Origin of the sequence: Kosakonia sp. YIM B13588 (genome assembly GCF_042788165.1) — a bacterium.
Classification (GTDB): Bacteria; Pseudomonadota; Gammaproteobacteria; order Enterobacterales; family Enterobacteriaceae; genus Kosakonia; species Kosakonia sacchari.
Genome location: NZ_JBHZPO010000005.1, coordinates 269,566 through 296,124, shown reverse-complemented (window position 1 = coordinate 296,124; position 26,559 = coordinate 269,566). Strand labels below are relative to the sequence as shown.

Below are 26,559 nucleotides of genomic sequence, written 5' to 3'. Positions count from 1 at the left end.
TTAAATCCTCGTTCCTGAATTTGACGCACTCTCTCCCCGGATACGCCCCATTCCTCTCCAATTTCAGCCAAGGTGTGTGGCTGATCATCTACACCGAGGCGCATTTCAAGCGCGTTCCGATCACGCTCTTTGGGCAAATTTGCCACTGCAGCAGTGACGAGCATCAGTACATCGGCGTCAGTGGCGTTATCTGCCAGGAACTCTATGTATACGTTAAGCTCATGGCTTTTATTCGGCGCTTGTAAGTTGCTGGCGCCACTTGTTGATTGCTGACCATCAGGCGTTGGTTGTAATGTTAAGTTTCGGGCAGAAACGGCACACTTGCGGATAACAGGTGCCGGACAAATGGCTTGAACCAGCGAATTGAGATCGACATCTCCCTTCTCGCGTATATAGCTGGCTAGCACGTCCACCGCATGAATATGGCTTTCCGGTTTGTCTGCTGATGGGATCAAACGCATTGCTGCTGCAGTTATGCTGCCGGAGGTGCGCTGGTGGAGCTTTGCAAGTTGGGTTGTAGTGAGTCCACATTTGATCCCGTTGACCAGTTCAAGAAACTCTCGGTACTCCCAGGGCGCGCCATGCCGGGCCGGCAAGCGTTTGGACTCTTCAGACTCAGATGCAGCTTTAAGCTCGGTCATTATCGTTTACTACCTGCTCCATGCGGGAAATACATTCCACTTTGATACTTGGCACTTGCCAGTGCAACTTTTGTGTTTGGCATAACTGACATGAATAATATCACTTCATATTGCAGTTAATTACGTTAGGTATGTATGAAAGGGGCCAGGATAACATTCAATCTGTACGTTTTGATATAGGAGCCAGACCTCGACTACCTCTAACCGAACATTGAAGTCGTAGGTCAGTATTATCGGGAAAATCCACCTTGGAAAAAGGACTGCCATGGTTGTGCTGCTTTTTAATCAGCTTGCCTATATTTAACATGAATTGCCTGTTCAGCAATGCGTCCGACAAATTCTGATTGCTTACTTTCTGGATCGCTGTTTACTGTGCGGATGAAAGTGCGTGTGCTACTTCCGCTCTTGTCACTTAGCAGCTTTTGTATCGACCAGCTAAACTAACTGAACAGAGTAGATTGTAAAGTGACATCTTTTATTCGTCTTTGACCAACCCACTTTATACGCAAAAAATTTCAATGCATAAGCCATCCAGGCTGTTAGAAGTCTTATGCATTGTTATATTTACCTCGCAATTCCCATTCTTGCCACTGTCACACTTTTTCCTAGTTCATCAATAAAATCCGCATACCACTGCAACATCTCCCTTCTCTGCTCCAGGTATTGCGCATGATTATAAGTGCCGCGAATGGTGTTCTTATCCACGTGAGCAAGCTGTAACTCAATCCAGGCAGTGTTATAGCCCTGTTCGTGCAGGATAGTACTCATCGTGTGTCGAAATCCGTGCCCCGTGGCCTTCCCGTGATAACCAATCCTTTTTAAAACCTGATTAATACTCGCTTCACTCATCGGCTTGGTGATGTCGTTACGCCCGGGGAATACCAGTTTATAACGCCCTGTGACTGCTTGAATTTCTCGTAACGCTGCTATCACCTGATCGGAGAGAGGCACCAGATGTGGCCGCCGCATCTTCATCCTCTCTATCGGTACTTCCCATACTTTTTTATCGAAATCAAATTCTTTCCATTCCGCCATACGGAGTTCAATGGTACGAACACCCGTTAGCATCAGAATCCGTGTTGCCAGACGGGTTATTGGGCTGCCAGAATAAGCGGCCAGTGCCTGTAAGAAGGCCGGAAGTTCATCTGCTAACAGATGAGGGTAATGGACGGATTTAGGCGTAGTTAACGCACTTGCCAACTCTGATGCCGGGTTAGTTTCAGCGCGACCGGTGACGATAGCGTAACGAAAGACCTGGTTGCAGGCCTGGCGGATTTTACGCAGTTTATCCAGCACTCCACGTTTTTCGAGTTTACGAAGCGAACTGAGGATCTCAAGCGGCTTTATCTCTGCGATGGGACGCTTGCCAATATCAGGGAAGATATCGTTTTCAAAGGCTTCCATAATGTCTTCAGCGTAGCCTTTAGACCAGTTAGGGCGTTTGTACTCATGCCATTCCAACGCGATAGCTTTGAAGGTGTTTTCTACATTAGCCTTCTGAGCCAATTTGTCAGCTTTCTTCTCTTCGCTCGGATCGCCACCTAAAGCAACAATCTTGCGAGCTTCTTCGCGTTTCATACGGGCATCTGCCAAAGATATGTCAGGATAAACCCCGATAGAAAGTTTTTTCTCTTTACCCAAAACACGGTACTTAAAGCGCCAGTACTTCGCACCATTAGGCTTTATTAACAGATACAAGCCACCGCCATCGGTGAGCTTGTATTCTTTTTCTTTGGGTTTTGCAGTATCAATCTGTCGTGCATTTAGTGGCATATGGGGCCCCTAATTTCTATTGAACGAGATGAGCCCCCTCAAAGGCCCCCAGATACCACTTGATTTGGGTATAACTGAGTTGACTTCGATAGAACTCGTGACAGAAAAATCCAGTAATTTCAGGGAGTATAAAGGAGAAAAAAAGAATTCAGTAGAGGTGTGTTGACTTGAAAATGGTACGCCCTACAGGGTTCGAACCTGTGACCTACGGCTTAGAAGGCCGTTGCTCTATCCAGCTGAGCTAAGGGCGCATTACGTGGATGCTCACCGTTGAGGTGGAAACGCCTGGAATTATACGGTCAGCGCCTGGTGAGTCAATGTATTTTCCGCTGGTTGCTTGCTAAGTGAACGACGCTGCACGTTTTCGCAACACCTGTCCCATTTATGCCCGAAAAGACCTGGTCTTTCTACTTATCCTGATCGCTTCCTGGGAAAAGTCCCATGTCTCTTTAAGTATTCGCGCCTATATCCACTGACTTATGAAGGTCAAAATGTTTCCATTAACTAATGTAATGGAGCCTATACGTGACAAATAGAGCGAAACAAAAAAAAGGCTGGGGTTATCAACGGAAATCAGAACCGATTAAACAGCGCGATAATAATGATGGTGTGCTTAACCGTCAGCCGACTATTCGCGCGACCGGAAACAGCGTTAAGCATGATTCCTGGTCGTTTGCGCTGCGCTTATTACGCGACCAGACGAGAAACGTAACATTGCCGGAATCAACGAGCCAATGCTTGCCTAATCTGCCGCTTAATTCTCAGCCTTATACCATCTCGTTTATGGATATACCGATATTATATCGCGCTGATTTAGCGGTCAGCCCGCTGAACTCGCAGGTCTTTTTCACGTCTGGTGCCGCGTTTTGTCCGGATGATCTCCCCCAGGACGCGCCAGAGGCTTTTGCTGATACCGGCTGGCAGATATCCGGCTTACTGGTTGATAAAAAAGCAACCTGGCAGCGCCTTTCTACGTCCGATATTCTCAAGCCGGACATGAATCAGGCCACTCAATTTGCCCACATGGCATCCATTCAATGGCGCGAAACAGCCACACAGCCCAATACAACCCAACAGCCAGACGCACAGTTTGCGCATGGTTTTTTTTGGCCAACACTTTTCTGTCAGGAAAAGTGAAATATGTTTGCGAGGGAAAATGCGAACTTTCATCCGCCGGGAAAAAAATCGCCGTCACAGACCCGATCACCGGGTTTTACCCTATCGGGAATATCCGCCGCCTGTGTTTGACAAGCTGGAATATCTTACTCAGCAGCTCAGTTTCGCCCTGCCTGAATGCATCATCAGTCAGATATTGATTTCAACCGATAGCTTTCTCAGTTATGCATGGAATAGAGGCCTATTCTCCGGTAAACGCAACGCCGTGTTTTCATCACTCGATTTAGCACATCATCGGTTCGCAGAGCCGCATCTCTCGCATCTGATCGTGGATATGGAAAGCTTGCTCACATCCCGTTTTAGCGCCCTGGAAACCCTGCGACAGCTCGCTTTACATAATCGCAAACTTCATATCTATCTGTTAGCGACAAAAAGCGACACGCCACTGTTCAATTTCCTGCGCGCTGCGGGCCCCTTTCGCGTATTAAAACGGGATCTCCCCGTCACGCCATTCAGGCAAGCGCTGCTGACTCCAGCCTCGCCCGTTGATGTTTCGCGCAAATTCCCGCCAGTAGAGTGGCAAATGTTCACCGCGCTGGCGCAAGGAAAAACGATGAAACATATCGCTCACCTACTCAATCTGCCTTACCATCGCATTGTTTATCGCCTCAACACACAACTAAGGCAACTTGGGTTGCCCGATCGTCAAAGTTTGCTTCATTTACTGCATCGCTTAACGATTGATGCGAATCACTATTGGGGATAACAGGCGTTGCTATCCTTCTCGACTAAGAAATTACTTAGTCAAGTTTTGATGCCGGGTATGTTTTTTACATAAAACCAACAATTACAACTATTCCTGGTATTGTCCCTTTTTTTAAAATCCACTCAGATTCCACCCAACGCGCACGTTGTTATCCGGCGTTATAGCAATGAAATTGCGACAACAGCTATTAACAATAAGCAAACAATTAAATAATTACATTGTTTTAACCATTAAAAACAGCGTAAAAAACCACATTTAACAAAATCAGTAAACTTTCGTGCCAAATACTCAACCACCCATTATTGCTCCCAGAACTTCATATTTAGAAATAGCCTTTATGAACTCTTAACGCTTTTCTGCCAGAACTTCCCAGGTATAATTACAGTGACTTATTAATAATTACGATATCTCTCTGTATTAGCACGTAATTGATATTCTCCACATTCGTAGGTGACGAGTGGAAATAACTTAGCGAGTAAGGATGCTATCGTTTTTCCCAGGGAATTATTCTTCCTCATAGAATATTTGAAGTTACATTAGTCCTTTCGACGTCTTTCGCACTTACGCATAGGCGTGGCATAAAAAAACAAACTGAGGCAAAAAAATGAAACCGGCTTCCGTTATCATTATGGACGAATATCCTATTGTCAGGATGTCGATAGAGGTGCTTTTAGAGAAAAACCAGAATGTAAAAGTGGTACTAAAAACGGATGATAGCCGCGCGGCGCTTGATTATATCCGTACACTGCCTGTTGATCTGGTTATTCTGGATATTGAACTCCCTAAAACAGATGGTTTTACTTTACTGAGAAGAATCAAAGCTATACGGGAAGACGTCAACGTGCTTTTTTTATCATCAAAATCTGAATCATTCTATGCAGCACGCGCCATTCGCGCTGGTGCGAATGGTTTTGTCAGTAAGCGGAAAGAACTCAACGATATTTATAACGCCGTAAAGATGATTCTTGCCGGGTACTCCTTCTTTCCCTCAGAGACGCTGAGTTATATAAACCAACCGGGTAAGAAGAAAGGGGAGCAGCGAGATATGCCGCTTTCTAATAGAGAAGTCACTGTATTGCGCTATCTGGCCAATGGATTATCAAACAAAGAGATTGCGGAACAACTTTTATTAAGCAACAAGACGATCAGTGCTCATAAATCGAATATTTTTTCGAAACTCGGTGTGCATACCATCGTCGAGTTGATTGATTATGCCAAATCACACGAACTGCTCTAGCGATATATGCCCGAAAAAAAATTCCCGGGCATATTTTTTTGAAAAGAAGTTAATAGTAATTAATCGCGAAAGTCGCGTCGGCATTTGCTATGCCGGGTGCAGGATTATCTGCCAGCGCAATGTAATTTGCGTAGAACTGCAGCGTTGCATTGCCATTGCTGTCCACGGCTATCTCCTGGCTGGCTGTCTCCAGCGCTAGCGGCGTGCGATCTCTGTCGCGCAGCTGAACAGCCACTTTCTGCGCCATCACGCTATCTTTTAACGCCAGCAGTGCCGGGTTGCTGGCGGCTCTGCCCGAAAAGGTGATCGACGCGCTACCCGGTGGGCACCCGGCTAATCGTAAGCTAAAACGTACCGGAGGCGTGGTGTTACCGGCATTTTGCAACTGCTTAGTTGGCCAACGGCCTAATTGTACCGTTTTATCGCTGTCTGCCGTCTCGACATAACAGGTGAAGTCCACCACCGTCGCGCGTAGCTGAATGTTAATTTCTCCAAGCGGCGTATCGGCGGTCGCAAACGGGCTCAGCCAGCACCCAACGAGCATGATATGGCGCGGTTTGATAAACATCATGGCTCCTTAATCATAATCAACGCGTAAATAGCCCCGCGCCACAAAATCGCCCTCGGCGGGTTTGAAGCCTGTGGCACTCACCGGCCACGCACTGATATCAACACGCGCAGAAGCGTTGTCATCAAGCTGGAAAGGAATTTTGCTCTCCAGCATGTTGGGGGTAAGCGGGTTCCCCTCACGGTCAGCGACGACAAACCCCACGTCAGGATTATCAGAAACCATCACCTGCCCACTGACTTTTTCCGCTTCCAGACGCATCGAAAGATAGGCCTGAGCGTCAACATTCGTGCACTCTATTGCTACGGTTTTTATTTGCGGATCAACGCCATTCGGGCGGTTTCCTGGCCCGGCCTGACTAAAGAGCGCGGCGCCAATTTTATCAAACTCAAATTCAACGACCTGGCCTGCATTGAGTTTGCAGCTTTGCGGCACTTCCACTTTGCCGCTGTAGCTAATGGTATAGACCGGTACCGCGAGCGCATCGGTGTCCGTACTGGTGACATACACCCTAAACATGGTTTGGCGCGGGATCGGCACCATATTGATAAACGGCCGCACCACTTTAAGTTTAAAGATAAGCTTCGAGTCCATTACGCCAAATGGCTTCTGATTGGGGACGTTAGGGTGAGTCCCCATGCGGATAAAATTCCTCGGCGGGAAAAAGATGCCGGCGTAATCATCTGTGATGCTCATCGCCCCTTCCAGATAATCATTTAACTTCATGTATTTGTAACCGCCATCGATGATATGTATCGGCAAGTCAGAGACATAGCTTCGGTAGGTATAATTCACTTTGGTGCCGGCAGGGCAGATAGCCTGGACACCAACCCAGCCGGATTTTTCCGGCAATGTCACTACCTCTCCAACATGGTTATTCCCGCTGGTAAACAGGTTCGACAGGTCATAATAGATATCTGTCGGTATGCCCTTCGCGTTCACACAAATCGTGGCCTGCGCCGACGTCGCTGCCAGTAACAACAAACCACAAAGCAGTGCATGAAATCTGTTCATAAAATCATCCTTGTTCACAACGGGCGCTGGTAATCACCACCGCCTGTTGCAGGCTTGCTTGCGGTAAGGCGTAGCGTGCCAGGCAGCGTGACTGCGTGCCGTCTCCCCACTGCACCAGTAGTTCACCCAGCAATGGCAAGCCGCTTAAGTACGCCTGACCATCCTCACCCACCATGCCGGTCACGCCGCTGCTGGTTTCACGCACCACCGAACCAAACGGCACCGGGCGATCGCCGCGCATCAGCGAAATCAGTGCACGTACGCCAATCCGGGTGTCAAAGCTGGCGCGGACCAGTGCGCCCTGCGTGGGCACGACACTACTGACGCTGTTTTGCACATCGGTGTGGTTATCCATCGTGTTGGTATCAAGCGCAATGCGGTTGTAACGATAAACGGAGGCATAAGGGACGATGGCGTAGCCTCGCCAGTCGGTTTGCACTCCGGTCTGATTTTCCACCCGCACGCCCTGCGCGCCCGGCGCTTTGATAAGTACGTTGGTATCGCCAAGCGGCTGGCTAAAGGTCACCCCGTCGGCGTGCGCGACCACGCCGCCGCCAAGTTGCCAGTTATATTCGTGCTGGTAGGGATCGTAGTTGTAACCAAGGCCGAGCGTGCCCCAGCCGGCCTGCCAGTTGGCATTGGCGCTGCCGCTGTAACCGTTTGTGCTGCTGTGCCCCTGGCTTACGATGTAACTGAGGTTGCGTCCTTCCAGTAATGTGCCGCCAACCCCGCTCTGCCAGCTGTTTTGCCCGTTGCTGTTACGGCTGGCGTTAAGGCTGGCATAAGTGCGATCCAGCGCGCTTCCCCGGCTGTAGCGCTGCCCGCTTAGAGCGCTAAACGGCACGGAAAGATTCAACGCAATAATACGATCCGTATTATTGATACCGGGTGAGCGGTTCCACGACCAGGTGAGCGAGTAGCTCATCCCCCGCCAGCCGCTGGCGTAACCGATTTGATACCAACTGCTGGGCTTCACGTTGTTCCAGTAAGTTTGCTGGCTGCCGGAAATATACAACGAACCGTAATCCCCCAGGTTTTGCGAAATATTGACCTGAAAGCGCCCTTTTCGGTTGTTGTTGAGGTTGTGGTAGCTAACGAGCACCGGCTTTGACTCTCTTCCCCCCTCACTCTCGTCCTGGTCTTCATACTCATAACCTTCCATGCGTCGGTAGGCGACATCATTCAGCGTGTAAAAACCACGTGTTGAGTAGCGATAGCCGAGCAACTGAAAGTTGGTGCCGTACTGGTTGAGTGATTTGGCATACAAAAAGCGCAACGATTGCCCCTGATGTGTGCTGCCATCCGCCAGTTCACTGCGTGCCTGGGTAAAATCGAACGATATCGCCCCCCAGCCACCAAGATTTTTGCCAGCGCCCATCACAAAGGCGTTATAGCGCTTTGCCAGTTGAGTTCCGCCATAGGCGGTGTAACCGCCCGCCAGGCCACCGATCACGCTGCCCTGAATAAAAGATGGGGAAGATTGTTGATCGTTGCCGCTGCGAAAATTCCCGGCCACGAGGTCATATTTAAAGCGCCCTTCACGTTGCAGGATCGGCACCGTCGAATACGGCACCGTATAACGTTGTTGACTGCCATCTTTTTCATCCACGGTAACCTCCAGATCGCCACTGGATGAGGTTGGGTTCAGATCGGAAATAACAAAAGCGCCCGCCGAGACATAACTCTGATAAATGACATACCCGTTCTGGCGGATGGTTAATTTGGCGGGCTTACGCGCAATACCGCGTACGGTTGGTGCGTAACCTTGCAGGCTATCGGGAAACATATTGTCAGCAGAGTAAAGGCGCACCCCGCGAAAACCGAGGCTATCGAAAACGTCGCTGCCGGTATTACTGTCGCCCATCACCAGCTCGCTTTTCAGCGGGATAATGGAACGTTGTAACCAGCTTCCGATGGTCCTCCAGCTGCGGGTATGCTCCTTCCCGCCACTGCTGTAACGCCAGGCGCCGTTATTACGCAACCGCCATGCGCCATAATTCAGCCCGCTTTGTAAGCTCAGAAAACCGTTATTGCTGCCGGGGCTGTGGCTTCCTGTAAAGCTATAGTTAAGCAACGCAGCGGTAATGCCATCGTCCCACTCCTCTGCTGGAATGTAACCGCGTGCGCTATTCAGCATCGAAACCTGGGGTAAGCCAATATTGAGCCGCATTGCTGAGAAATCAAAATCAGCTTCAGCACCCGGTATGGCGGTTGTGATATCGATACAGGTTTCGCCCTTGTCGGTGAGCAGTGCCGGAAAAGCGCGGATATTTACACCCAACCGCTTGAGCAAATCGGGAGTGAAGCATGGCATCAGACCGCCGGAAGCGGGCGTCGCCCCGTGCCGGGCAATAGCGAAACGCAGATCCTGAGTGGCGATAAACTCACCGTCGCGCCAGATATCCACCCGATAAACGCCCGGAGGCTGGTTACCTTTTTCAAAGCGCGACAAATCGGCCACGGCAGCGGCGTCCTCCGATAAAAAAGCGGGGTTGAAGTAGTTCTCTGCACGGCCCATTGCCGGGTGCAACACTGCCAGCAGCGACAACGCCAGCCGCGAGTAAGCTGAAGGAGACGTGCGCTTATTCATAGGCATCCCTGTCATTTGTCCGTGTTATGGCAGACCAACGGTTTTCACCGGCGTCAGCGCGCCGTAATCATTCACCGTCTGGAAAGTCACTCCGCCCTGAACATTGGGAGGAATAAGCAACTGCGCGCGGCCTTTGGGCGCGACCATGACATTGTCGAGCCTCTGTTTGCCGATATGAACATTCACCAAAGTGATGTAATACGCGGAGGGGTTAGTGATGTTCAGGTGTTTATCGAGACGCGAAAACTGCAGTTTCGCAGGCGCATCGTCTGTTAACCCGGATAGACTTTTCGGCCGAACAAACAGCTTAATGCGAGAGAGAACAGCTAACTGCAGCACGTTTTTTTCCATGGCACTCTCTTTATTCACCGATGGAATCGCTTTTACGCTCAACCAGAACAGAGATTCGCGGTCGTCGGGTAACGGTTGCCCGGCGTAAATAATACGCAGCGTGTTTTCACTTTCCGGCTCGCTAACAAAAAGCGGTGGGGTCACGACAAACGTTTTTTCTTTTTCTCCACGGCTATTTTCCACCCACGAATTCACCAGAAAACGTGCTTTCTTATCGCTATTAGAAATAGAAAGCGAGGTCTGTTTATCCTCGGCAGAATAAATAACCCGGGTTGCGCCAAGTGCTATTCCACCAGCGGCGTTTACCGGCAGCGCGACGAATAATAAAAAGCAGACAAGCCAACCTGGTTTAAAAAAAATGTTCATAGCGAAAATAACTCTTCAGAATATTATGATGGTCGCAAGAAATACATCAGGGGTAGACCAGGGTAAACCAGACATCGGAACGCAAGTGTCCGGGTGTAATACGTTCAGTAATCGCCCGGTAGCGTGCGGAAAAATGCAGTGTGATTTCATCGGCTACCAGCGGGGAATAAGCGTGCGGCATGCTGTTGGGTATAATTTGCCGCTGCTGTTGATCAAACAGCGCCAGCCCAATGCCCTCAGCCCCCCCTCCTCCCGTGCTGTGTGCGACAAAAACTTGCGGATCTTCCGCTGGCGTTTGCCCGGAAAACACCACGCCGACATAGCGGGAGACATCTGCATCACATGCCGTTAAACGCAGCGCAAACCCGGTGCTTATGGGGGAGAAACTGCCGGTGCCGGAAAATGCATCCGTACGGTGTTGCCCCATCGGCACATGTAAATCTTCACTCTCCGGCGCAACCGCGCATGCGCCATTGACCAGCGATCCGCGCAGGTGAACGCGTCCACCATCAACGACTGCCGCTCTTGCCAGTAAAGGCATCATGCACAGCATGAATGCCTGCGTGAGACCTGTCCTCATCATGGGTAATTTCTCGCATTACACTATCAAACGCCTCATCCCTGAGGCTGCGTCTTCCCTGAAGTAATGGGTTATTCGTATTTCATGATGAATGTCGCGTCCGCATTTGCCTGCCCTGGTGTCGCGGTCGCGCTGGTGGCTTTGTAACGTGCGGAGAAATGCAAGGTGTTTGTGCCTGCAAGCAGATCCTGTGCGGTGGAGAAGCTCGCGCCGTCCGGGCTCAGCGTTTTGGAGGCATTATCAAGGATTTCAATGCCCACACCGCTTGCCGTTGTGCTGTTGTCACCGGAGGTTAGCGCCAGCAGCGTAGGTTCGGTGGCATCGGCCTGACCTGAAAACGCGACAGAAGCCGTCGGGAAGATACTTGGATCGCAATCATTAAGCACAATGTTGAACGGCACCGATCCGCTGGTAGCCCCTACGCCCGTGAAGGAGGCGGTGCGATATTGCCCCAGCGTCACGGTCTGGTCGGCGGAAGCGGTGCTGACAGCGCAGGCTGCATTCACCAGTTCCCCTTCAAAATGCACATTACCGCCGCTTACGGTGTCTGCTTGAACGGCTCCCGCCATCAGCATCAATCCTGCAGCAACAGAACTAGCCATTAATTTCATATTCATACTATTTTCCTTGAAATAAAGAGTTGCGATTCCGACATCCTGCCGAAAACCATTTGAGACTTGCTTACGCTAAATACCAGATGAAAGAACCTTTTCCTGTGAAGATATAACGCATCGGGAACAACTTATTCGCCTCCCATTTCTCCCCTGGGAAAACACCCGATATTTTTCTCTGTGGACAGAACAACTAGCCACAACATAACAATAGGGGTTGCGTAAAAATTAAAATATTCGCCAATACTGTCATTACGCCAGGTCTGTTCTTATTAGCGCTTAGGAAAAGGCCTGGCTTTTATTTATCAAACGGATAAGAAATAGCCGTAAATGCCTGTAACCGTGGCTTAATACCGGCCTTTCTTAAGGGTGATGAATTGTTGAAATTTGGTTAACAACCTGCGACGGCGAAGCCCTTGATCTGCCGCGATTTCAGGCGCAGCGGTGGCGAAATCCGCAAACGGTAACTGACAGCGCGCCGCGCTTCTGACAAAATAGCCGCCATCCCCTTAGTTGATATGACAGATGGAATCCTCTCTCTGATGGCAGCAAAGATTATTGATGGTAAAACGATTGCGCAGCAGGTGCGCTCTGAGGTTGCTGAAAAAGTTCGGGCGCGCATTGCGGCAGGATTTCGCGCTCCGGGCCTGGCGGTCGTACTGGTTGGCAGCAACCCGGCATCACAAATTTATGTCGGCAGCAAGCGCAAAGCCTGTGAGGAAGTGGGTTTCATCTCCCGCTCTTACGATCTCCCGGAAACCACCAGCGAAGCGGAACTGCTGGCGCTTATCGACAAGCTGAACGCCGATACCGCGATTGACGGCATTCTGGTACAGCTGCCGCTGCCTGCGGGCATCGACAATGTGAAAGTGCTGGAACGTATCGCGCCGGATAAAGATGTAGATGGTTTCCATCCGTATAACGTAGGCCGCCTGTGCCAGCGCGCGCCGCGTCTGCGCCCCTGTACGCCGCGCGGCATTGTCACGCTGCTGGAGCGTTACAACATTGATACCTTTGGCCTCAACGCCGTGGTGATTGGCGCGTCCAATATTGTCGGTCGCCCGATGAGCATGGAGCTGCTGCTGGCGGGGTGCACCACCACCGTAACGCACCGCTTCACTAAAAACCTGCGCCAGCACGTGGAAAACGCAGATCTGCTGATCGTTGCCGTAGGTAAACCGGGCTTTATTCCCGGCGAGTGGATCAAAGAAGGCGCGATTGTGATTGATGTTGGTATTAACCGTCTGGAGAACGGCAAAGTCGTCGGTGATGTGATTTATGAAGAAGCCGCCGCGCGAGCAGCGTATATTACGCCGGTACCGGGTGGCGTTGGCCCGATGACAGTCGCCACCCTGATCCAGAACACGCTGCAAGCGTGTGAAGAATACCATGATGTAAAAGGCGTATAAGATGGCAACATTTTCTCTCGGTAAACACCCGCACGTTGAGCTGTGCGATCTGCTGAAACTGGAAGGCTGGAGCGAAAGCGGCGCGCAGGCGAAAATCGCCATTGCCGATGGCTTTGTCAAAGTGGATGGCGCGGTTGAAACGCGCAAACGCTGCAAAATCGTCGCCGGTCAAACGGTGAGTTTTGAAGGCCAGAGCGTTACCGTAACCGCGTAATCACGCGTAGCAAGCCGGGTTTCGTGTCACCGCAGCCCGGCATCTTCTTTCTCATTCCCCTGCCATCATCACGGTTAATTACCGATCAACCTCAAAGAATCATTAATTCATCTGGCTAAATGTGAAAATTTAGTTGCAGCCCGTTACGACTTATCTCACGATAAGTAGAACGTTCTAGTAAAACGTTCTACTAACAATAACGGCGCCAAAAGAGCGCTACTTCGGGGGAAATCAGCATGGGTCTGATATCAGGGTTTGTTAAATCATTGTCTAAATTGTCGATGATTGGCCGCGCATTAATGTTGCCAATCTCGTTGCTGCCAGCCGCAGGCTTGTTACTTGCTTTCGGCGATAAATTTCACTTGCCGCTGATGATGAACGCAGGTGGCGTTATCTTCGATAACCTGCCGATGTTGTTCGCCATCGGTTCTGCGGTTGGGCTCGCTTCAGAATCCGGGATTGCGGCGCTTTCCGCGGCTGTATCGGTGTTCATTACCAATATCACCATTGGCACCATGTTAGGTATCACGCCTGAGATGGCCTCGCAGGGCGGGAAATACGCCATGGTGGTCGGTATTCCCACGCTGCAAATGGGCGTTTTTGGTGGTCTGATCTGCGGTATTCTCGCCGCCTGGTGCTATAACCGCTTTCACACCATGCAGTTACCGGAGTTCCTCGGTTTCTTCTCTGGTAAGCGTTTTGTTGCTATCGCTACCGCGTTCTTATCCTTTGTGCTCGGCCTGCTGCTGCCCTATGTCTGGCAACATATTCAGGCGGGCATCGATGCGCTTTCCGTTATCGTCAACGGCGATAATCAGGCCGCGTCGACATTTATTTTCGGTTTAGTGGAACGCGCGCTGATCCCGCTTGGTCTGCACCATATCTGGTATCCCTCGTTCTGGTATTCGTTTGGCGATTACACCACGCAGGCCGGCCAGGTGATCCATGGCGATCAGACTATCTGGTTCAAAATGCTCGAAGAAGGCGTGAAATCCTTTAGCAGCGATACCTACCAGAACGCCGGTAAGTTTATGCAGGGTGAGTTCCCGCTGATGCTGTTTGCGCTGCCTGCGGCCTGCCTTGCGATGTACCACGAAGCGCACACCCGCAATAAGAAGATCGCGTTTGGTATCCTCTTCTCTGCGGCACTGACCTGCTTCCTGACGGGCATTACCGAGCCGGTTGAATTCACCTTTATCTTCGTCGCGCCGATCCTCTACGTCTTTAACGCCATCATGGCCGGTCTGGCGTATATGACGATGTACCTGCTGCACGCGCACATCGCGAAATCCTTCTCTGCCGGGTTTATCGACTACTTATCGTTCGGCATCCTGCCGTCGTTTAACGGTTATCAAACCAATTTCCTTAACGCGGTGATCGTTGGCATCCCGATGGCGCTGATTTATTACTTCACCTTCCGTTTTGTGATCCGCCGCTTCGACGTGAAAACGCCGGGACGTACGGAAGTTACCGCCGTGGCAGATGATAAAACCGACAGCGAACTGGCCACCGAGATCATCGCCATGCTGGGCGGCGCGCAGAACATCGACTCCGTCGGTTCCTGTATCACTCGCTTGCGCCTGGAAGTGGCGAAAAGCGAAATGGTGGATAAAGATGGCCTTAACGGCCTGGGTGCGCGCGGCGTGGTATTTGTCGGCGATAGCGGTATTCAGGTTATTTTCGGCGCGAGGGCGCAATTTATCGCCCAGACCATGTCCACAATGATCGGCAAATAATAAGATACCGGGTTGGCGCGTCCCGCACGCGCCATATCAGGTGGAAAACCGGGAAAATCAGGGAGCGAGTTTGAAGAAAGTCAGCATCATTGATGTCGCTAAACAGGCGGGCGTTTCTGTTTCCACCGTCTCGCTGGTGCTGCGCCAGAAAGGGAAAATTTCACAGGCGACGATCGCTAAAGTCCATGCCGCTATCGATGCGCTTGGCTATGTTCACAACATTGCTGCCGCCAACCTTCGCGCTAATACCTCTAACCTGATTGGCCTTATCCTGCGCGATTTCAGCAACAGCTTCTCAATAAAAGTGATGGCCAGCATCGTGCAGGAGTTGGAAAAACAGGGTTACATGGTTTTTCTGGGTCAGCCGCTCAACGACGGCGATCACCTGGAACGCTGTCTGCTGTCATTCAAACAACAAGGCGTGGCCGGGGTGATTTATCTCGCCTCTGACACGCGCAGCTCAACGCTTCCCGTACAAATCCGCGACTGCCCGTTGCCGCTGGTGGTGGTGTCGCAGTCGTTGCTCAATGAAGAATGCAACCTGGTCATGCGCGATAATCGTCAGGCCGCCAGCCTGGCGACGCGGTATCTCATCGAGCGCGGACACCGCAACATTGCCTATATTGGCGGTATTGAAGGCGATTTAATCCGCCAGCAGCGTCTGCTGGGGTTTCGCACCACAATGACGCAGAACGGACTGGTAGTGCGCGAAGAAGCCACTCCGGCATGCAGTGATGACACCCGCGCGGCGAGTTACGCAGTGCGCCAGTTACTGGAAAAAAACAGCACCATCACCGCCCTGCTCTGCCACTCGCCGGATGCCATGATTGGCTCCATCGCCGGGATCCACCAAACCGGGCATACGGTGGGCAAAGATGTGTTCCTCTCTCAACAAGTGGCGCTTGTTGGCTTTGAAGATATGCTGCACGTCAATCTCACCTCGCCTTCCTTTACCTATGTTTCATCCGCCAGCGAAGAGACCGGTCGACAGGCCGCGGGGTTGATCATTCGTAAACTGAAAGAGCCCGAGTTGCAAACGCAGCGCGTCACCCTTTCCGGCCAGCTTATTGCCCGCGAGTCTGCGTAATATGCACACGTCGCAGAAACAGCGACGTACTCACGGGCTGTAAACTGACATCGACTTAAAACCCGCCAGATCCTCTGCTGACGACAAAAGTTTCAGAAAACCCCGCAGTTTACCCGCCTGGCGCTTCGGCTATAATTTCTTTTTTCTTCAGAGACCTGCGTTATGCCAACGATTGTTACACATGCTGCGGTCCCGCTTTGTCTGGGATTGGGGCTCGGCAGTAAAGTGATCCCACGCGGCTTACTGCTGGCGGGGATAGGGCTTGCTATGTTGCCCGATGCCGACGTGCTGGCGTTTAAATTCGGTATCGCTTATGGCAACGTTTTCGGTCATCGCGGATTTACCCACTCGTTGCTGTTCGCTTTTGTGGTGCCGCTATTGGTGACCTGGCTTGGACGAAAACACTTCAAAGCGAGTCTGGCGCGCTGCTGGGCGTTTCTCACCGTGTCGCTGCTGTCGCACAGTTTGCTGGATTCTATTACCACCGGTGGAAAAGGCGTCGGCTGGCTGTGGCCGTGGTCAGATGAACGCTTCTTTGCGCCGTGGCAGGTGATCAAAGTCGCGCCGTTTGCGCTGTCGCGCTACACCACACCGTATGGTCACCAGGTAATTATTTCGGAGCTGCTGTGGGTGTGGCTGCCGGGTATGATTCTGATGCTGCTGTTGTGGAAAATGCGGCGGGGATAAATCGCCCCCGCAAGTAGTTTTGCAGGGACAACAAAAAAGCGGCCGAAGCCGCTTTTTTTCTTACTTACGACGCCAGGTCGTGCCCTGCGGGCCATCTTCCAGCACGATACCCATCTCGTTCAGACGGTCACGCGCGGCGTCGGCTGCCGCCCAGTCTTTTGCTTTACGCGCATCGAGGCGCTGCTGGATAAGCTTTTCGATCTCAGCCACTTCGCTATCATCCGCCTGCGCACCGCTTTGCAGGAAGAGATCCGGATCCTGCTCCAGCAGGCCCAAAACGCCCGCCAGTTCACGCAGCTTTTTCGCCGCCGCATTCGCGCCCAGCGAATCCCCGTCATGCTTCAGCGTATTCACTTCGCGCGCGAGGTCAAAAAGCACGGAATAGGCTTCCGGCGTGTTGAAGTCGTCATCCATCGCGTCGCAGAAGCGTTTCTGGAACAGCTCACCGTTCTCAAAATAACGGTGTTCCGCGTTATTGCTATCCGTACCACGCAGCGCATTGTAAAGACGCTCCAGCGCAGAGCGCGCCTGTTTCAGGTTCTCTTCGCTGTAGTTCAATTGGCTGCGATAGTGACCGGACATCAGGAAGTAGCGCACGGTTTCCGCGTCGTAATACTTCAGCACGTCGCGCACGGTAAAGAAGTTGCCGAGCGATTTTGACATCTTCTCGCGATCAACCATCACCATGCCGGAGTGCATCCAGTAATTCACGTATTCGCCATCATGCGCACAGGTTGACTGGGCGATTTCGTTTTCGTGGTGCGGAAACATCAGATCGGAACCGCCACCGTGGATATCGAAATGCGAACCCAGTTGTTTGCAGTTCATCGCCGAACACTCAATGTGCCAACCCGGACGCCCATCGCCCCACGGCGACTGCCAGCTCGGCTCGCCGGGCTTGGACATTTTCCACAGCACGAAGTCCATCGGATTGCGTTTTACTTCCGCGACTTCGACGCGTGCCCCCGCCTGCAGCTGATCCAGATCCTGGCGCGAAAGCTGGCCGTAAGTCGGATCGGTTGGCACCGAGAACATCACATCACCGTTTTCTGCAACATAAGCATGTTCGCGTTCCAGCAGGCGCTGAGTGATTTCAATAATTTCATGAATATGGTGCGTCGCGCGGGGTTCGCTGTCCGGGCGCAGGATATTGAGCGCGTCAAAATCCTTATGCATCTCAACGATCATCCGGTCGACCAGCGCGACAAAACTTTCGCCATTTTCATTAGCGCGCTTAATGATTTTGTCGTCAATATCGGTGATATTGCGGACATATTTCAGCTTATAGCCGAGAAAGCGCAAATAGCGGGATACCACGTCAAAGGCGACAAACGTACGGCCGTGACCGATATGACAGAGATCGTAAACGGTAATACCACACACGTACATGCCGACTTCCCCGGCATGAATAGGTTTGAATTCCTCTTTTTGGCGCGTCAGTGTATTAAAGATTTTTAACATCGAAGATTCCATGTGGACGTGTGTGGAACGAAAACCGCATATATTACCCGTAATTCAAACCCGAAGCAGCACACTTTGCAAGGTGATCCAGCCTCGCGGTTATGCTATAACAAGCGACTATCTCTGACCCACTGGCGGGTCTACGCACTACACTATCAGAACAGGATGCAATAATGGTTACTTTCCACACTAATCACGGCGACATCGTAATCAAAACCTTTGATGACAAAGCGCCTGAAACAGTTAAAAACTTCCTGGACTACTGCCGTGAAGGTTTCTACAACAACACGATTTTCCACCGTGTTATCAATGGCTTTATGATTCAGGGCGGCGGTTTCGAACCGGGCATGAACCAGAAAGTCACTAAAGACCCCATCAAAAACGAAGCCAACAACGGGCTGAAAAACACCCGTGGTACGCTGGCCATGGCGCGTACTCAGGCTCCGCACTCCGCTACCGCACAGTTCTTCATTAACGTGGCTGATAACGATTTCCTGAACTTCAGCGGCGAAAGCATGCAAGGCTGGGGCTACTGCGTATTTGCCGAAGTGGTTGAAGGCATGGACGTTGTTGACAAGATCAAAGGCGTTTCTACCGGCCGCAGCGGCATGCATCAGGACGTGCCGAAAGAAGACGTGGTGATTGAAAGCGTAGACGTCAGCGAGTAATTGGTGGCGACACTCTTTATCGCAGATTTGCATCTGCAAACAGAAGAACCGGCGATCACCGCCGGTTTTCTGCGTTTTTTAGCCGGTACGGCGCGTGAAGCCGATGCGCTCTACATTTTGGGCGATCTGTTTGAAGCGTGGATTGGCGACGACGATCCAAACCCGCTGCATCAGCAAATTGCTCAGGCGATCAAAGCCGTTGTCGACAGCGGCGTTCCTTGCTACTTCATCCACGGCAATCGCGATTTCCTGCTCGGCCAACGTTTCGCGCAAGCCTGCGGTATGCAGTTGTTACCTCAGGAACAGGTACTCGATTTGTATGGCCGTAACGTGCTGATTATGCATGGCGATACGCTCTGCACCGACGATGCCGGTTACCAGGCCTTTCGCGCCAAAGTGCACCAACCCTGGCTGCAAAAGCTGTTCCTCGCCCTGCCGCTGTTTTTCCGCCGATGCATTGCCGTTAAAATGCGCGCCAGCAGTAAAGCCGCCAACAGCAGCAAGTCGCTTTCGATTATGGATGTGAACCAGCACGCCGTGGTGGAAGCCATGGAAAAACACCAGGTGCAGTGGTTGATCCACGGTCATACCCATCGCCCGGCAGTGCATGAACTCACGGCGAATAACGCGCCCGCATACCGTGCCGTTTTAGGCGCATGGCACAGCGAAGGCTCAATGGTGCGCGTCAGCGAAAACGATGTTGAACTGATTTATTTCCCTTTCTGAATACGCTTGTGATTACGCGTCAAACGCGTGAAACATCGCTACGCAACCGTTTTCCTTGCCCGTTTTACATGCTATTCTCTGTGCCCTCTTATGTAGTCTGAAGCACACCCACAGGAGTTTTGAGACGTATGTCTTCAAGCAACCAACCGGCGCGCATCGCCATTGTTATGGGCTCGAAAAGCGACTGGGCCACCATGCAGTTCGCCGCTGAAATCCTCGATACCCTGAACGTTCCGCACCATGTTGAAATCGTCTCCGCACACCGCACTCCGGATAAACTGTTTAGCTTCGCCGAAAACGCGGAACAAAACGGTTACCAGGTGATCATTGCCGGTGCCGGTGGCGCGGCGCATCTGCCGGGCATGATCGCGGCGAAAACACTGGTGCCGGTGCTGGGTGTGCCGGTACAAAGCGCTGCGTTAAGCGGTGTGGACAGCCTTTATTCTATCGTGCAGATGCCGCGCGGTATTCCGGTGGGGACGCTGGCAATTGGCAAAGCGGGTGCGGCCAACGCCGCGCTGCTGGCCGCGCAGATCCTGGCGCAGCATGATGCGCAACTGCACCAGCGTCTGACAGACTGGCGCAAATCCCAGACCGATGAGGTGCTGGATAATCCGGATCCGAGAGGCGCGGCATGAAACAGGTTTGCGTATTAGGCAACGGTCAGCTTGGCCGGATGTTGCGCCAGGCCGGTGAACCGCTCAGCATCGCGGTCTGGCCGGTTGGGCTGGATGATGCGCCGGAAGCGGTGCCGTTTCAGCAGAGTGTTATCACCGCTGAAATTGAGCGCTGGCCGGAAACGGCGTTAACACGTGAGCTGGCGCGCCACCAGGCATTTGTTAACCGCGATGTGTTTCCGATAATCGCCGATCGCCTGACGCAAAAACAGTTATTCGACAAACTCGAACTGGCTACCGCACCGTGGCAGTTGCTGGCGGATAAAAGCGAATGGCCCGCCGTGTTTTCCCGCCTGGGCGAGCTGGCGATTGTTAAGCGCCGCGTGGGTGGCTATGACGGTCGTGGGCAGTGGCGTTTACGCGCGGACGAAACGGATCAGTTGCCGGACGACTGCTACGGCGAGTGCATTGTCGAACAGGGCATCAATTTTTCCGGTGAAGTATCGCTGGTCGGCGCGCGCGCGCGCGATGGCAGCACCGTTTTCTATCCGTTGACGCACAACCTGCATCAGGATGGCATTTTGCGTACCAGCGTGGTTTTCCCGCAGGCTAACGCCACGCAGCAACAGCAGGCGGAAGACATGCTTTCCGCCATCATGCATGAGCTGAACTATGTCGGCGTGATGGCGATGGAGTGCTTCGTCACACCGGGCGGGCTGCTGATTAACGAACTGGCGCCACGCGTGCACAACAGCGGTCACTGGACGCAGAACGGTGCATCTATCAGCCAGTTTGAACTGCATCTGCGCGCGGTGGTGGATCTGCCGTTGCCGCCGCCGGTGGTCAACAGCCCATCGGTGATGATCAACCTGATTGGCAGCGATCTGAACTACGACTGGTTGAAGCTGCCGCTGGTGCATTTGCACTGGTACGACAAAGAGGTGCGTTCGGGGCGCAAAGTGGGCCATCTGAACCTGAACGATGATGACACCGCGCGTCTGAGCGCCACGCTGGAAGCGCTGGTGCCGTTGCTGCCGCCCGAGTACGCGAGCGGCATTGCCTGGGCACAGTCAAAACTGCAGTAATCTCCCGCCGGGGAATTGATCTCCCTTGTTCGGGGCGTAAAATCTGCACGCTGGTGGTTACCACCAGCGTTTTGCAGAAGGAAGCCCAATGAACGACACCACGGATTATCTCGCCCTCCTGCGGGATGAAACGCCTCTTATTGATGTTCGCGCACCGGTTGAGTTTGCCAAAGGCGCCATGCCCGCCGCCATCAATCTGCCCTTAATGAACGACCACGAGCGCGCGGCTGTCGGCACCTGCTATAAACGCGAAGGCGCAGAAGCCGCACTTCGTCTCGGCCACCAACTGGTTAATGGCGAAACCCGCGAACAGCGCATCGAAGCATGGCGGCAAGCCTGCGCGCAATATCCGCAGGGTTACCTTTGTTGCGCCCGTGGCGGTCAGCGTTCGCATATCGTTCAGCAATGGCTGCGAGAATGCCAGGTGGACTATCCGCTGGTGATCGGTGGTTATAAAGCGCTGCGCCAGGCCGCTATCGAGGCAACGCAACAGTGCATGCAACGCCCGGCGCTGCTGGTGGGTGGCTGCACAGGGAGTGGCAAAACGTTGCTGGTGCGTTCACAGCGTAACGGTATAGACCTTGAAGGGCTCGCCCGGCATCGCGGTTCCTCGTTTGGCCGGACGCTGCAACCGCAGCGCTCGCAGGCCAGTTTCGAAAACCATCTGGCAGCGGCGCTACTTAAAGTGACACCCGCATTCTGGCTGCTGGAAGACGAAAGCGCCGCGATTGGGGCGAACCACCTGCCGGAAGTTGTCCGCGTGAGAATGGCGCAATCGCCGCTGGTGGTAGTGGACGATCCCTTTGCACAACGGCTCGAGCGTTTGCGCGTCGACTATTTCGTACAAATGCACGCGGCGTTTATCACCCGCGACGGTGAGGAGGAAGGCTGGCGTCAGTATGCGGAATATCTGCGCCACGGGCTTTTTGCCATTCGCCGCCGTCTGGGGTTACAGCGTTATGCGGAATTGACGCGTCATCTGGAGAACGCGCTGGACCAGCAGCAACGCAGCGGCAATACCGAGGGGCACTTCGCGTGGCTCGTGCCGCTGCTGGAGGAGTACTACGATCCGATGTACCGCTACCAGCTTGAAAAGCGCGCGAAAGCCATTCGCTTTCGCGGCACTTTTGCAGAAGTAACGGACTGGCTGGCAGCACACAATCCTTAATGACGATCGCGCTTATCGGCGCGTTTCGCCAGCCAGTCTCCCAGTACCTGGACTATCTGTACCAGGATGATCAGCGCGATCACCGTTACGATCATCACCTGGGTTTCATAACGGTAATAGCCGTAGCGGATCGCCAGATCGCCCACCCCACCACCGCCGACAATCCCGGCCATCGCGGAATACCCAATCAGGCTGACGAGCGTAATGGTCAGGCCGCGCAGCAGACCCGCGCTGGCTTCAGGTAGCAGCACGGTACAGATAATGCGCAGCGGGCTGGCACCAAAGGCTTCTGCCGCTTCAATAATGCCTTTATCCACCTCGCGCAGGGCGCTATCGACCAGCCGCGCATAAAAGGCAATCGCTGCCACAGACAGCGGCACCGACGCGGCAATCGGCCCAATGGTGTTGCCGAGCAAAAACTGCGTTACTGGCAACAGCAACACCAGCAGGATCACGAACGGCACTGAGCGGATAATATTCACCAGCACCGTGCTCACCAGATAGACCGCGCGGTTTTGCCAGAACAGGTGCCTGTCGGTAACAAAAATCAGGAAACCGAGCGGCAAACCGCCGACAATCGCCAGCACCGTTGAGATGCTTAACATCTGGAAGGTTTCGCCAAAGGCGAGGCTCAGATCGGCCATTAAATCATCCACGGATCACCTCCACCTGCGCGGTACGGTTGCGAATATAGTCCACGGCGTCACTCACTGCCGCCGGGTTTTTCGCCGACGTCAGTTGCACCACCAGGATGCCCAGCGCCCGCTCGCCGATATACTCAATTTTGCCGTGCAGGATATTGACCGCGACGCCAAATTTCACCGCCGCGTCAGAAAGCACCGGCTGTTCTGCGGAATCACCAATAAACAGGATCTTCAATAATTGCCCCGGTAGATGCTGTTGCAAACGCTCCGGTAAGGTCAAATTCAGCGTGTGCGACACTAGCTGGCGGGTGAAGGGATGCTGCGGATGGGCAAAAATATCGAACACATCGCCCTCTTCCACCACTTTACCGCCGGACATCACCGCCACACGATCGCAGATCGATTTGATTACGTTCATCTCATGAGTGATCAGCACAATAGTGATCCCCATTTGTTCATTGATCTGCTTGAGCAGGGCAAGAATGGTGGAGGAGGTTTCCAGATCCAGCGCCGAGGTCGGTTCATCACACAGCAATACATCCGGGTGATTAGCGATGGCGCGCGCAATACCGACCCGCTGCTTCTGCCCGCCACTGAGTTGCACCGGGTAACGGCTGGCTTTATCGCTTAACCCCACCAGTTGCAGGATCTCAGCCACGCGCGGCGCGATTTTGCTGCGTTCCCACCCCGCCGCTTTCAGGCTGAAGGCCACATTTTGCGCCACGGTGCGGGTATGCATCAGGTTGAAGTGCTGGAATATCATGCCGATGCGCTGACGTGCTTTGCGTAACGTAATGCCTTCCAGCGCCGAAATCGCCACACCATTGATTTTGACGCTGCCCTGGCTTGGGCGTTGCAGCGCATTCAGCGTGCGAAGCAGCGTACTTTTGCCCGCGCCGCTGGTACCGACAATGCCGAAGATCTCCCCCGGCGCAATACGCAGCGTGACATCCTCTACCGCCCGGGTCGCGCTCGTACTGCCGCGCGCTGCGGGAAAATCCACGCACACTTTTTCTATTTCAATCATGCAAACCTCAAACGACAAAAGGCAGGCCGCAGCCTGCCCGTCAAATCAGCCGGAGTGTTACTTTTTATCCGCGCTCTGCATCCAGTCTGGTTTCTGGAACGCACCGTAAACATTGTTCGGATCGTCAATCACCGCGCGATAAGCCGGCGATTTCACCACCTCGACAATATCCTTCGCGAACGGTTTGTCGGCATCTTCCGTACGCACCGCAATGATGTTTTTCAGGTTCTCATCAAGGTGCTCTTGTTTGAGCGCAGAGGAGAGTTTCAGCCCGGCGGCAATGGCAAAGTTGCCATTCACCAGCGACGCAGTCACGCTATCCAATGTGCGCGGTAGTTGCGCCGCTTCCAGCGGTTTAAACACCAGCCCTTTCGGGTTGCTGGCAATATCGCGCTCGGAGGCTTTAGTCGGGTCGATGTTATCTTTGATAGTGATGAGGTCGAGCGATTGCAGGAAACGCAGCCCGCGCGCCAGGTTAGTCGGGTCATTGGAGAGCGTGACAATATCACCCTTTTTCAATTCATCCAGGCTTTTGATTTTGCGTGAATAAAAGCCCATGCCCGCCGTCGGCACCGTAATCAGCTTAGTTAATTTCAGGCCTTTATCGGCGGTGAATTTGTCAAAATAGAGGCTGTGCTGGAACAGGTTGGCATCAATGCTGCCGTTCGCCAGCGCCATATTTGGCTGTACGTAATCGCTAAATTCACGCACCACTACTTTATAACCTTTCTCTTTTAGCGACGGCGCAATCGCCTGTTTCACCATATCGCCATAGGGTCCAGGCGCGACGCCGAAAACAATGGTGTGCGGATCGCTGCTGGCATGAGCAAACGGTAAGCCGCAGGCCAGAAGTAATGCGCCGAAGGTCGCGCGCAAGCTGAGACGACGTCCCATAAATTCTCCCTAACGAGTTGAGATGTTGTGTGACGCGACGTACAGTGCGGCGCGTTCCATTTTCACTTGATTGATAAGGCTGCTGAATAAGATGGCATAAACACAGCGCAGCGGTAATTGAAATAAATTCAACATGCTGTGAACTATGTCACTGAATGGCGGAGAGATCTTTGCAGGGTAAGGCGATGAAGCATAACGAAAAGCCCTGCCCTTAATGGGTTTTCCAGCCTCTCGTTATGCTTTTTATTGCTAAGCAATGCCGGATTTAAACGAAGCGTTAAACCCGGCGGATGCAGACTTCTTAGAAGTCGTAACGCAGACGAACGATGTTCATGTCGCCCAGGTCGTCGGTGCTGGAGGTGAATACGTGTTCGTAATCGACACGGAAACCGTAATCCAGCTGGAAGGTTACACCCACGCCGTTATCGATACGCTGGTAATCACGACCCGTGGTGTATTGCAGACGGTCACCCATGACGTACGGCTGTACATATTTAAGCGCGTACTGGCCGACCGGGATTTTGTAACCGGCAAAGTATTCAATACCCCACGCGTCGCCCGCGAAGTAGTTATGAACATCTTTTTTACCGGTGGTCAGATAGTTTTCGTACCAGCCGCCACCGAAGGAAAAGGTCCAGTTATCCGGCGTCCAGCTCAGCGCTGTGCCATAGATATTCTGGCTATAGGTATCGCTGCCGCCGGTGTTGACGTTGCGCATATCAGCCTGGGTGTAGTTCCACGCCGTACCCCATGTCAGGTCTTTGGCAATGTGGTAATCCACGCCCAGAGAACCGCCGCCTTTACGTTTGTAACGCAGGCCATTGCCACGCAGCAGATCGTTATCAGAGAACAGGTAGGAAGCATAAATGTCAGCATCACCAAAGGTGTTTTTGTATTTCAGCATCTTACGTGAACGGTAAGAACCGTCGTAATCGCCATTGATACCGTTACCGGAAGCCTGGGCTTTCATGTCGTAATCCCAGATATCGGTTTTCGCACCAACCACATCGTAGTACACGCTGTTCTGCTGGCCGAAGGTCATGGTACCCCAGGTCTTACTTTTCAGACCAGTGTAGAGCATACGGCGAGTGGTGTTATGCGCGCCGTCTGCATAGTGGCTGTCCCAGTCGAACAGCGCCGGAATGTTCACGCCCAGTTCGTAGTAGTTAACCCAGCTAATATCATCGAACAGGTAGTAATCAGTCGCGAAACGGAAACGGGTACCACCGTCGTAACCATTACGTTTGTATGAGTGTTTATCACCGTCGCCCATCATGTTATCGAATTGCGGACGAATAGAACCACCAACGGTGAAGTTCAGGCGGCTTAACGGATTGCCAGCCTGCGGATCTTGCTTAAGTACAGTAATTTCCGCCTGAGTTGCGAAAGACGTCAATGCCACTGCTGCGCCGATGGCTGTCGCCAGAGCGGTTGTTTTTATTTTCATGGTTTTTCCTTGATGGATAGACACCACTAGTAAGTTACTAGCGGCGAAATATTAACGTCTAAAAGCTTCTATTTGG

26 protein-coding genes and 1 tRNA gene are annotated in these 26,559 nt (G+C 52.6%); 13 read left to right on the top strand and 14 right to left on the bottom strand.

The window, feature by feature from the left end; genetic code table 11:
* The 3 genes from ACFX4U_RS11975 to ACFX4U_RS11965 all read right to left on the bottom strand — a co-directional run.
* On the bottom strand, positions 1-641 hold a 641-nt coding region (locus ACFX4U_RS11975; RefSeq protein ID WP_380217986.1), incomplete at its 3' end, for a sigma factor-like helix-turn-helix DNA-binding protein.
* Positions 642-1,205: 564 nt separating this feature from the next.
* A complete protein-coding gene (locus ACFX4U_RS11970; protein ID WP_380217988.1) occupies positions 1,206-2,414 on the bottom strand; it encodes a tyrosine-type recombinase/integrase in 1,209 nt (402 codons plus the stop codon).
* Between the two features lie 174 nt (positions 2,415-2,588).
* A tRNA-Arg gene (locus ACFX4U_RS11965) sits at positions 2,589-2,665 on the bottom strand.
* 274 nt (positions 2,666-2,939) lie between these two features.
* Here ACFX4U_RS11965 and ACFX4U_RS11960 point away from each other — a divergent pair.
* From ACFX4U_RS11960 to fimZ, 3 genes are all read left to right on the top strand, one after another.
* Positions 2,940-3,551, top strand: a complete 612-nt coding sequence (locus tag ACFX4U_RS11960) for a hypothetical protein (protein WP_305736882.1) — start codon at positions 2,940-2,942, stop codon at positions 3,549-3,551.
* 19 nt (positions 3,552-3,570) lie between these two features.
* A complete protein-coding gene (locus ACFX4U_RS11955) occupies positions 3,571-4,296 on the top strand; it encodes a DNA-binding response regulator (RefSeq protein ID WP_305736883.1) in 726 nt (241 codons plus the stop codon).
* A 604-nt stretch (positions 4,297-4,900) separates the two neighbouring features.
* Positions 4,901-5,533: a fimbria biosynthesis transcriptional regulator FimZ gene (gene fimZ / locus ACFX4U_RS11950; protein ID WP_020456855.1), complete on the top strand. Its 633-nt coding sequence runs from the start codon at positions 4,901-4,903 to the stop codon at positions 5,531-5,533.
* Positions 5,534-5,582: 49 nt separating this feature from the next.
* Here fimZ and sfmF read toward each other — a convergent pair whose 3' ends face one another.
* From sfmF to fimA, 6 genes are all read right to left on the bottom strand, one after another.
* Complete coding sequence (gene sfmF / locus ACFX4U_RS11945) at positions 5,583-6,077, bottom strand: fimbria assembly protein (protein WP_380218079.1); 495 nt, start codon at positions 6,075-6,077, stop codon at positions 5,583-5,585.
* A gap of 33 nt (positions 6,078-6,110) precedes the next feature.
* The gene (fimH, locus tag ACFX4U_RS11940) at positions 6,111-7,115 is read right to left on the bottom strand and encodes a type 1 fimbria D-mannose specific adhesin FimH (protein ID WP_313506484.1); all 1,005 of its coding nucleotides are present in this window, start codon (positions 7,113-7,115) and stop codon (positions 6,111-6,113) included.
* A gap of 4 nt (positions 7,116-7,119) precedes the next feature.
* Positions 7,120-9,705 (bottom strand): fimbrial biogenesis usher protein, encoded by a 2,586-nt coding sequence (locus ACFX4U_RS11935; RefSeq protein ID WP_380217991.1) that lies wholly within the window; start codon positions 9,703-9,705, stop codon positions 7,120-7,122.
* A 24-nt stretch (positions 9,706-9,729) separates the two neighbouring features.
* On the bottom strand, positions 9,730-10,422 hold the full coding sequence (gene fimC, locus ACFX4U_RS11930; RefSeq protein ID WP_305736885.1) for a type 1 fimbria chaperone FimC: 693 nt from the start codon (positions 10,420-10,422) through the stop codon (positions 9,730-9,732).
* A 46-nt stretch (positions 10,423-10,468) separates the two neighbouring features.
* Positions 10,469-11,005: a type 1 fimbrial protein subunit FimI gene (gene fimI / locus ACFX4U_RS11925; protein WP_313506482.1), complete on the bottom strand. Its 537-nt coding sequence runs from the start codon at positions 11,003-11,005 to the stop codon at positions 10,469-10,471.
* 68 nt (positions 11,006-11,073) lie between these two features.
* Positions 11,074-11,619: a type 1 fimbrial major subunit FimA gene (gene fimA, locus ACFX4U_RS11920; RefSeq protein WP_305736887.1), complete on the bottom strand. Its 546-nt coding sequence runs from the start codon at positions 11,617-11,619 to the stop codon at positions 11,074-11,076.
* A 536-nt stretch (positions 11,620-12,155) separates the two neighbouring features.
* Between fimA and folD the strand changes: the two genes are divergently transcribed.
* The 5 genes from folD (at position 12,156) to ACFX4U_RS11895 (ending at position 16,746) form a co-directional block, all read left to right on the top strand.
* Entirely contained in the window at positions 12,156-13,022 is an 867-nt protein-coding gene (gene folD / locus ACFX4U_RS11915; protein ID WP_305736888.1) for a bifunctional methylenetetrahydrofolate dehydrogenase/methenyltetrahydrofolate cyclohydrolase FolD, read from the top strand.
* A 1-nt stretch (position 13,023) separates the two neighbouring features.
* A complete protein-coding gene (gene ybcJ / locus ACFX4U_RS11910; protein WP_017455715.1) occupies positions 13,024-13,236 on the top strand; it encodes a ribosome-associated protein YbcJ in 213 nt (70 codons plus the stop codon).
* Positions 13,237-13,472: 236 nt separating this feature from the next.
* Entirely contained in the window at positions 13,473-14,972 is a 1,500-nt protein-coding gene (locus ACFX4U_RS11905; RefSeq protein WP_305736889.1) for a PTS transporter subunit EIIC, read from the top strand.
* Between the two features lie 70 nt (positions 14,973-15,042).
* Positions 15,043-16,059, top strand: coding sequence for a Mal regulon transcriptional regulator MalI (gene malI / locus ACFX4U_RS11900; protein WP_313506481.1), 1,017 nt, complete (start codon positions 15,043-15,045; stop codon positions 16,057-16,059).
* Between the two features lie 162 nt (positions 16,060-16,221).
* The gene (locus ACFX4U_RS11895; RefSeq protein WP_313506480.1) at positions 16,222-16,746 is read left to right on the top strand and encodes a metal-dependent hydrolase; all 525 of its coding nucleotides are present in this window, start codon (positions 16,222-16,224) and stop codon (positions 16,744-16,746) included.
* 60 nt (positions 16,747-16,806) lie between these two features.
* On the opposite strand, the gene cysS is transcribed toward ACFX4U_RS11895, so the two are convergent.
* Positions 16,807-18,207, bottom strand: coding sequence for a cysteine--tRNA ligase (gene cysS / locus ACFX4U_RS11890; protein WP_313506479.1), 1,401 nt, complete (start codon positions 18,205-18,207; stop codon positions 16,807-16,809).
* 173 nt (positions 18,208-18,380) lie between these two features.
* Between cysS and ppiB the strand changes: the two genes are divergently transcribed.
* The 5 genes from ppiB to mnmH all read left to right on the top strand — a co-directional run bounded on the left by ppiB (position 18,381) and on the right by mnmH (position 22,471).
* A complete protein-coding gene (gene ppiB / locus ACFX4U_RS11885; RefSeq protein ID WP_020456843.1) occupies positions 18,381-18,875 on the top strand; it encodes a peptidylprolyl isomerase B in 495 nt (164 codons plus the stop codon).
* Positions 18,876-18,878: 3 nt separating this feature from the next.
* Complete coding sequence (lpxH, locus tag ACFX4U_RS11880; RefSeq protein WP_313506478.1) at positions 18,879-19,601, top strand: UDP-2,3-diacylglucosamine diphosphatase; 723 nt, start codon at positions 18,879-18,881, stop codon at positions 19,599-19,601.
* A 128-nt stretch (positions 19,602-19,729) separates the two neighbouring features.
* A complete protein-coding gene (gene purE / locus ACFX4U_RS11875; protein ID WP_200552918.1) occupies positions 19,730-20,239 on the top strand; it encodes a 5-(carboxyamino)imidazole ribonucleotide mutase in 510 nt (169 codons plus the stop codon).
* Positions 20,236-21,303 (top strand): 5-(carboxyamino)imidazole ribonucleotide synthase, encoded by a 1,068-nt coding sequence (gene purK / locus ACFX4U_RS11870; protein ID WP_313506477.1) that lies wholly within the window; start codon positions 20,236-20,238, stop codon positions 21,301-21,303. The genes purE and purK overlap by 4 nt, the downstream gene beginning before the upstream one ends.
* A gap of 88 nt (positions 21,304-21,391) precedes the next feature.
* Complete coding sequence (gene mnmH / locus ACFX4U_RS11865; protein ID WP_313506475.1) at positions 21,392-22,471, top strand: tRNA 2-selenouridine(34) synthase MnmH; 1,080 nt, start codon at positions 21,392-21,394, stop codon at positions 22,469-22,471.
* Here the strand turns inward: mnmH and ACFX4U_RS11860 are convergent.
* The 4 genes from ACFX4U_RS11860 to ACFX4U_RS11845 form a co-directional block, all read right to left on the bottom strand.
* Positions 22,468-23,127, bottom strand: coding sequence for a methionine ABC transporter permease (locus tag ACFX4U_RS11860; protein ID WP_020456837.1), 660 nt, complete (start codon positions 23,125-23,127; stop codon positions 22,468-22,470). The genes mnmH and ACFX4U_RS11860 overlap by 4 nt on opposite strands.
* Positions 23,120-24,142: a virulence-associated ABC transporter ATP-binding protein SfbB gene (gene sfbB / locus ACFX4U_RS11855; protein WP_313506474.1), complete on the bottom strand. Its 1,023-nt coding sequence runs from the start codon at positions 24,140-24,142 to the stop codon at positions 23,120-23,122. The genes ACFX4U_RS11860 and sfbB overlap by 8 nt, the downstream gene beginning before the upstream one ends.
* Positions 24,143-24,199: 57 nt before the next feature.
* Positions 24,200-25,036 carry a MetQ/NlpA family ABC transporter substrate-binding protein gene (locus ACFX4U_RS11850; protein ID WP_313506473.1) on the bottom strand — a complete coding sequence of 279 codons (837 nt, stop codon included), beginning with the start codon at positions 25,034-25,036 and terminating at the stop codon, positions 24,200-24,202.
* A 301-nt stretch (positions 25,037-25,337) separates the two neighbouring features.
* Positions 25,338-26,483, bottom strand: a complete 1,146-nt coding sequence (locus ACFX4U_RS11845; RefSeq protein ID WP_313506472.1) for a porin — start codon at positions 26,481-26,483, stop codon at positions 25,338-25,340.
* Positions 26,484-26,559: the final 76 nt, after the last annotated feature.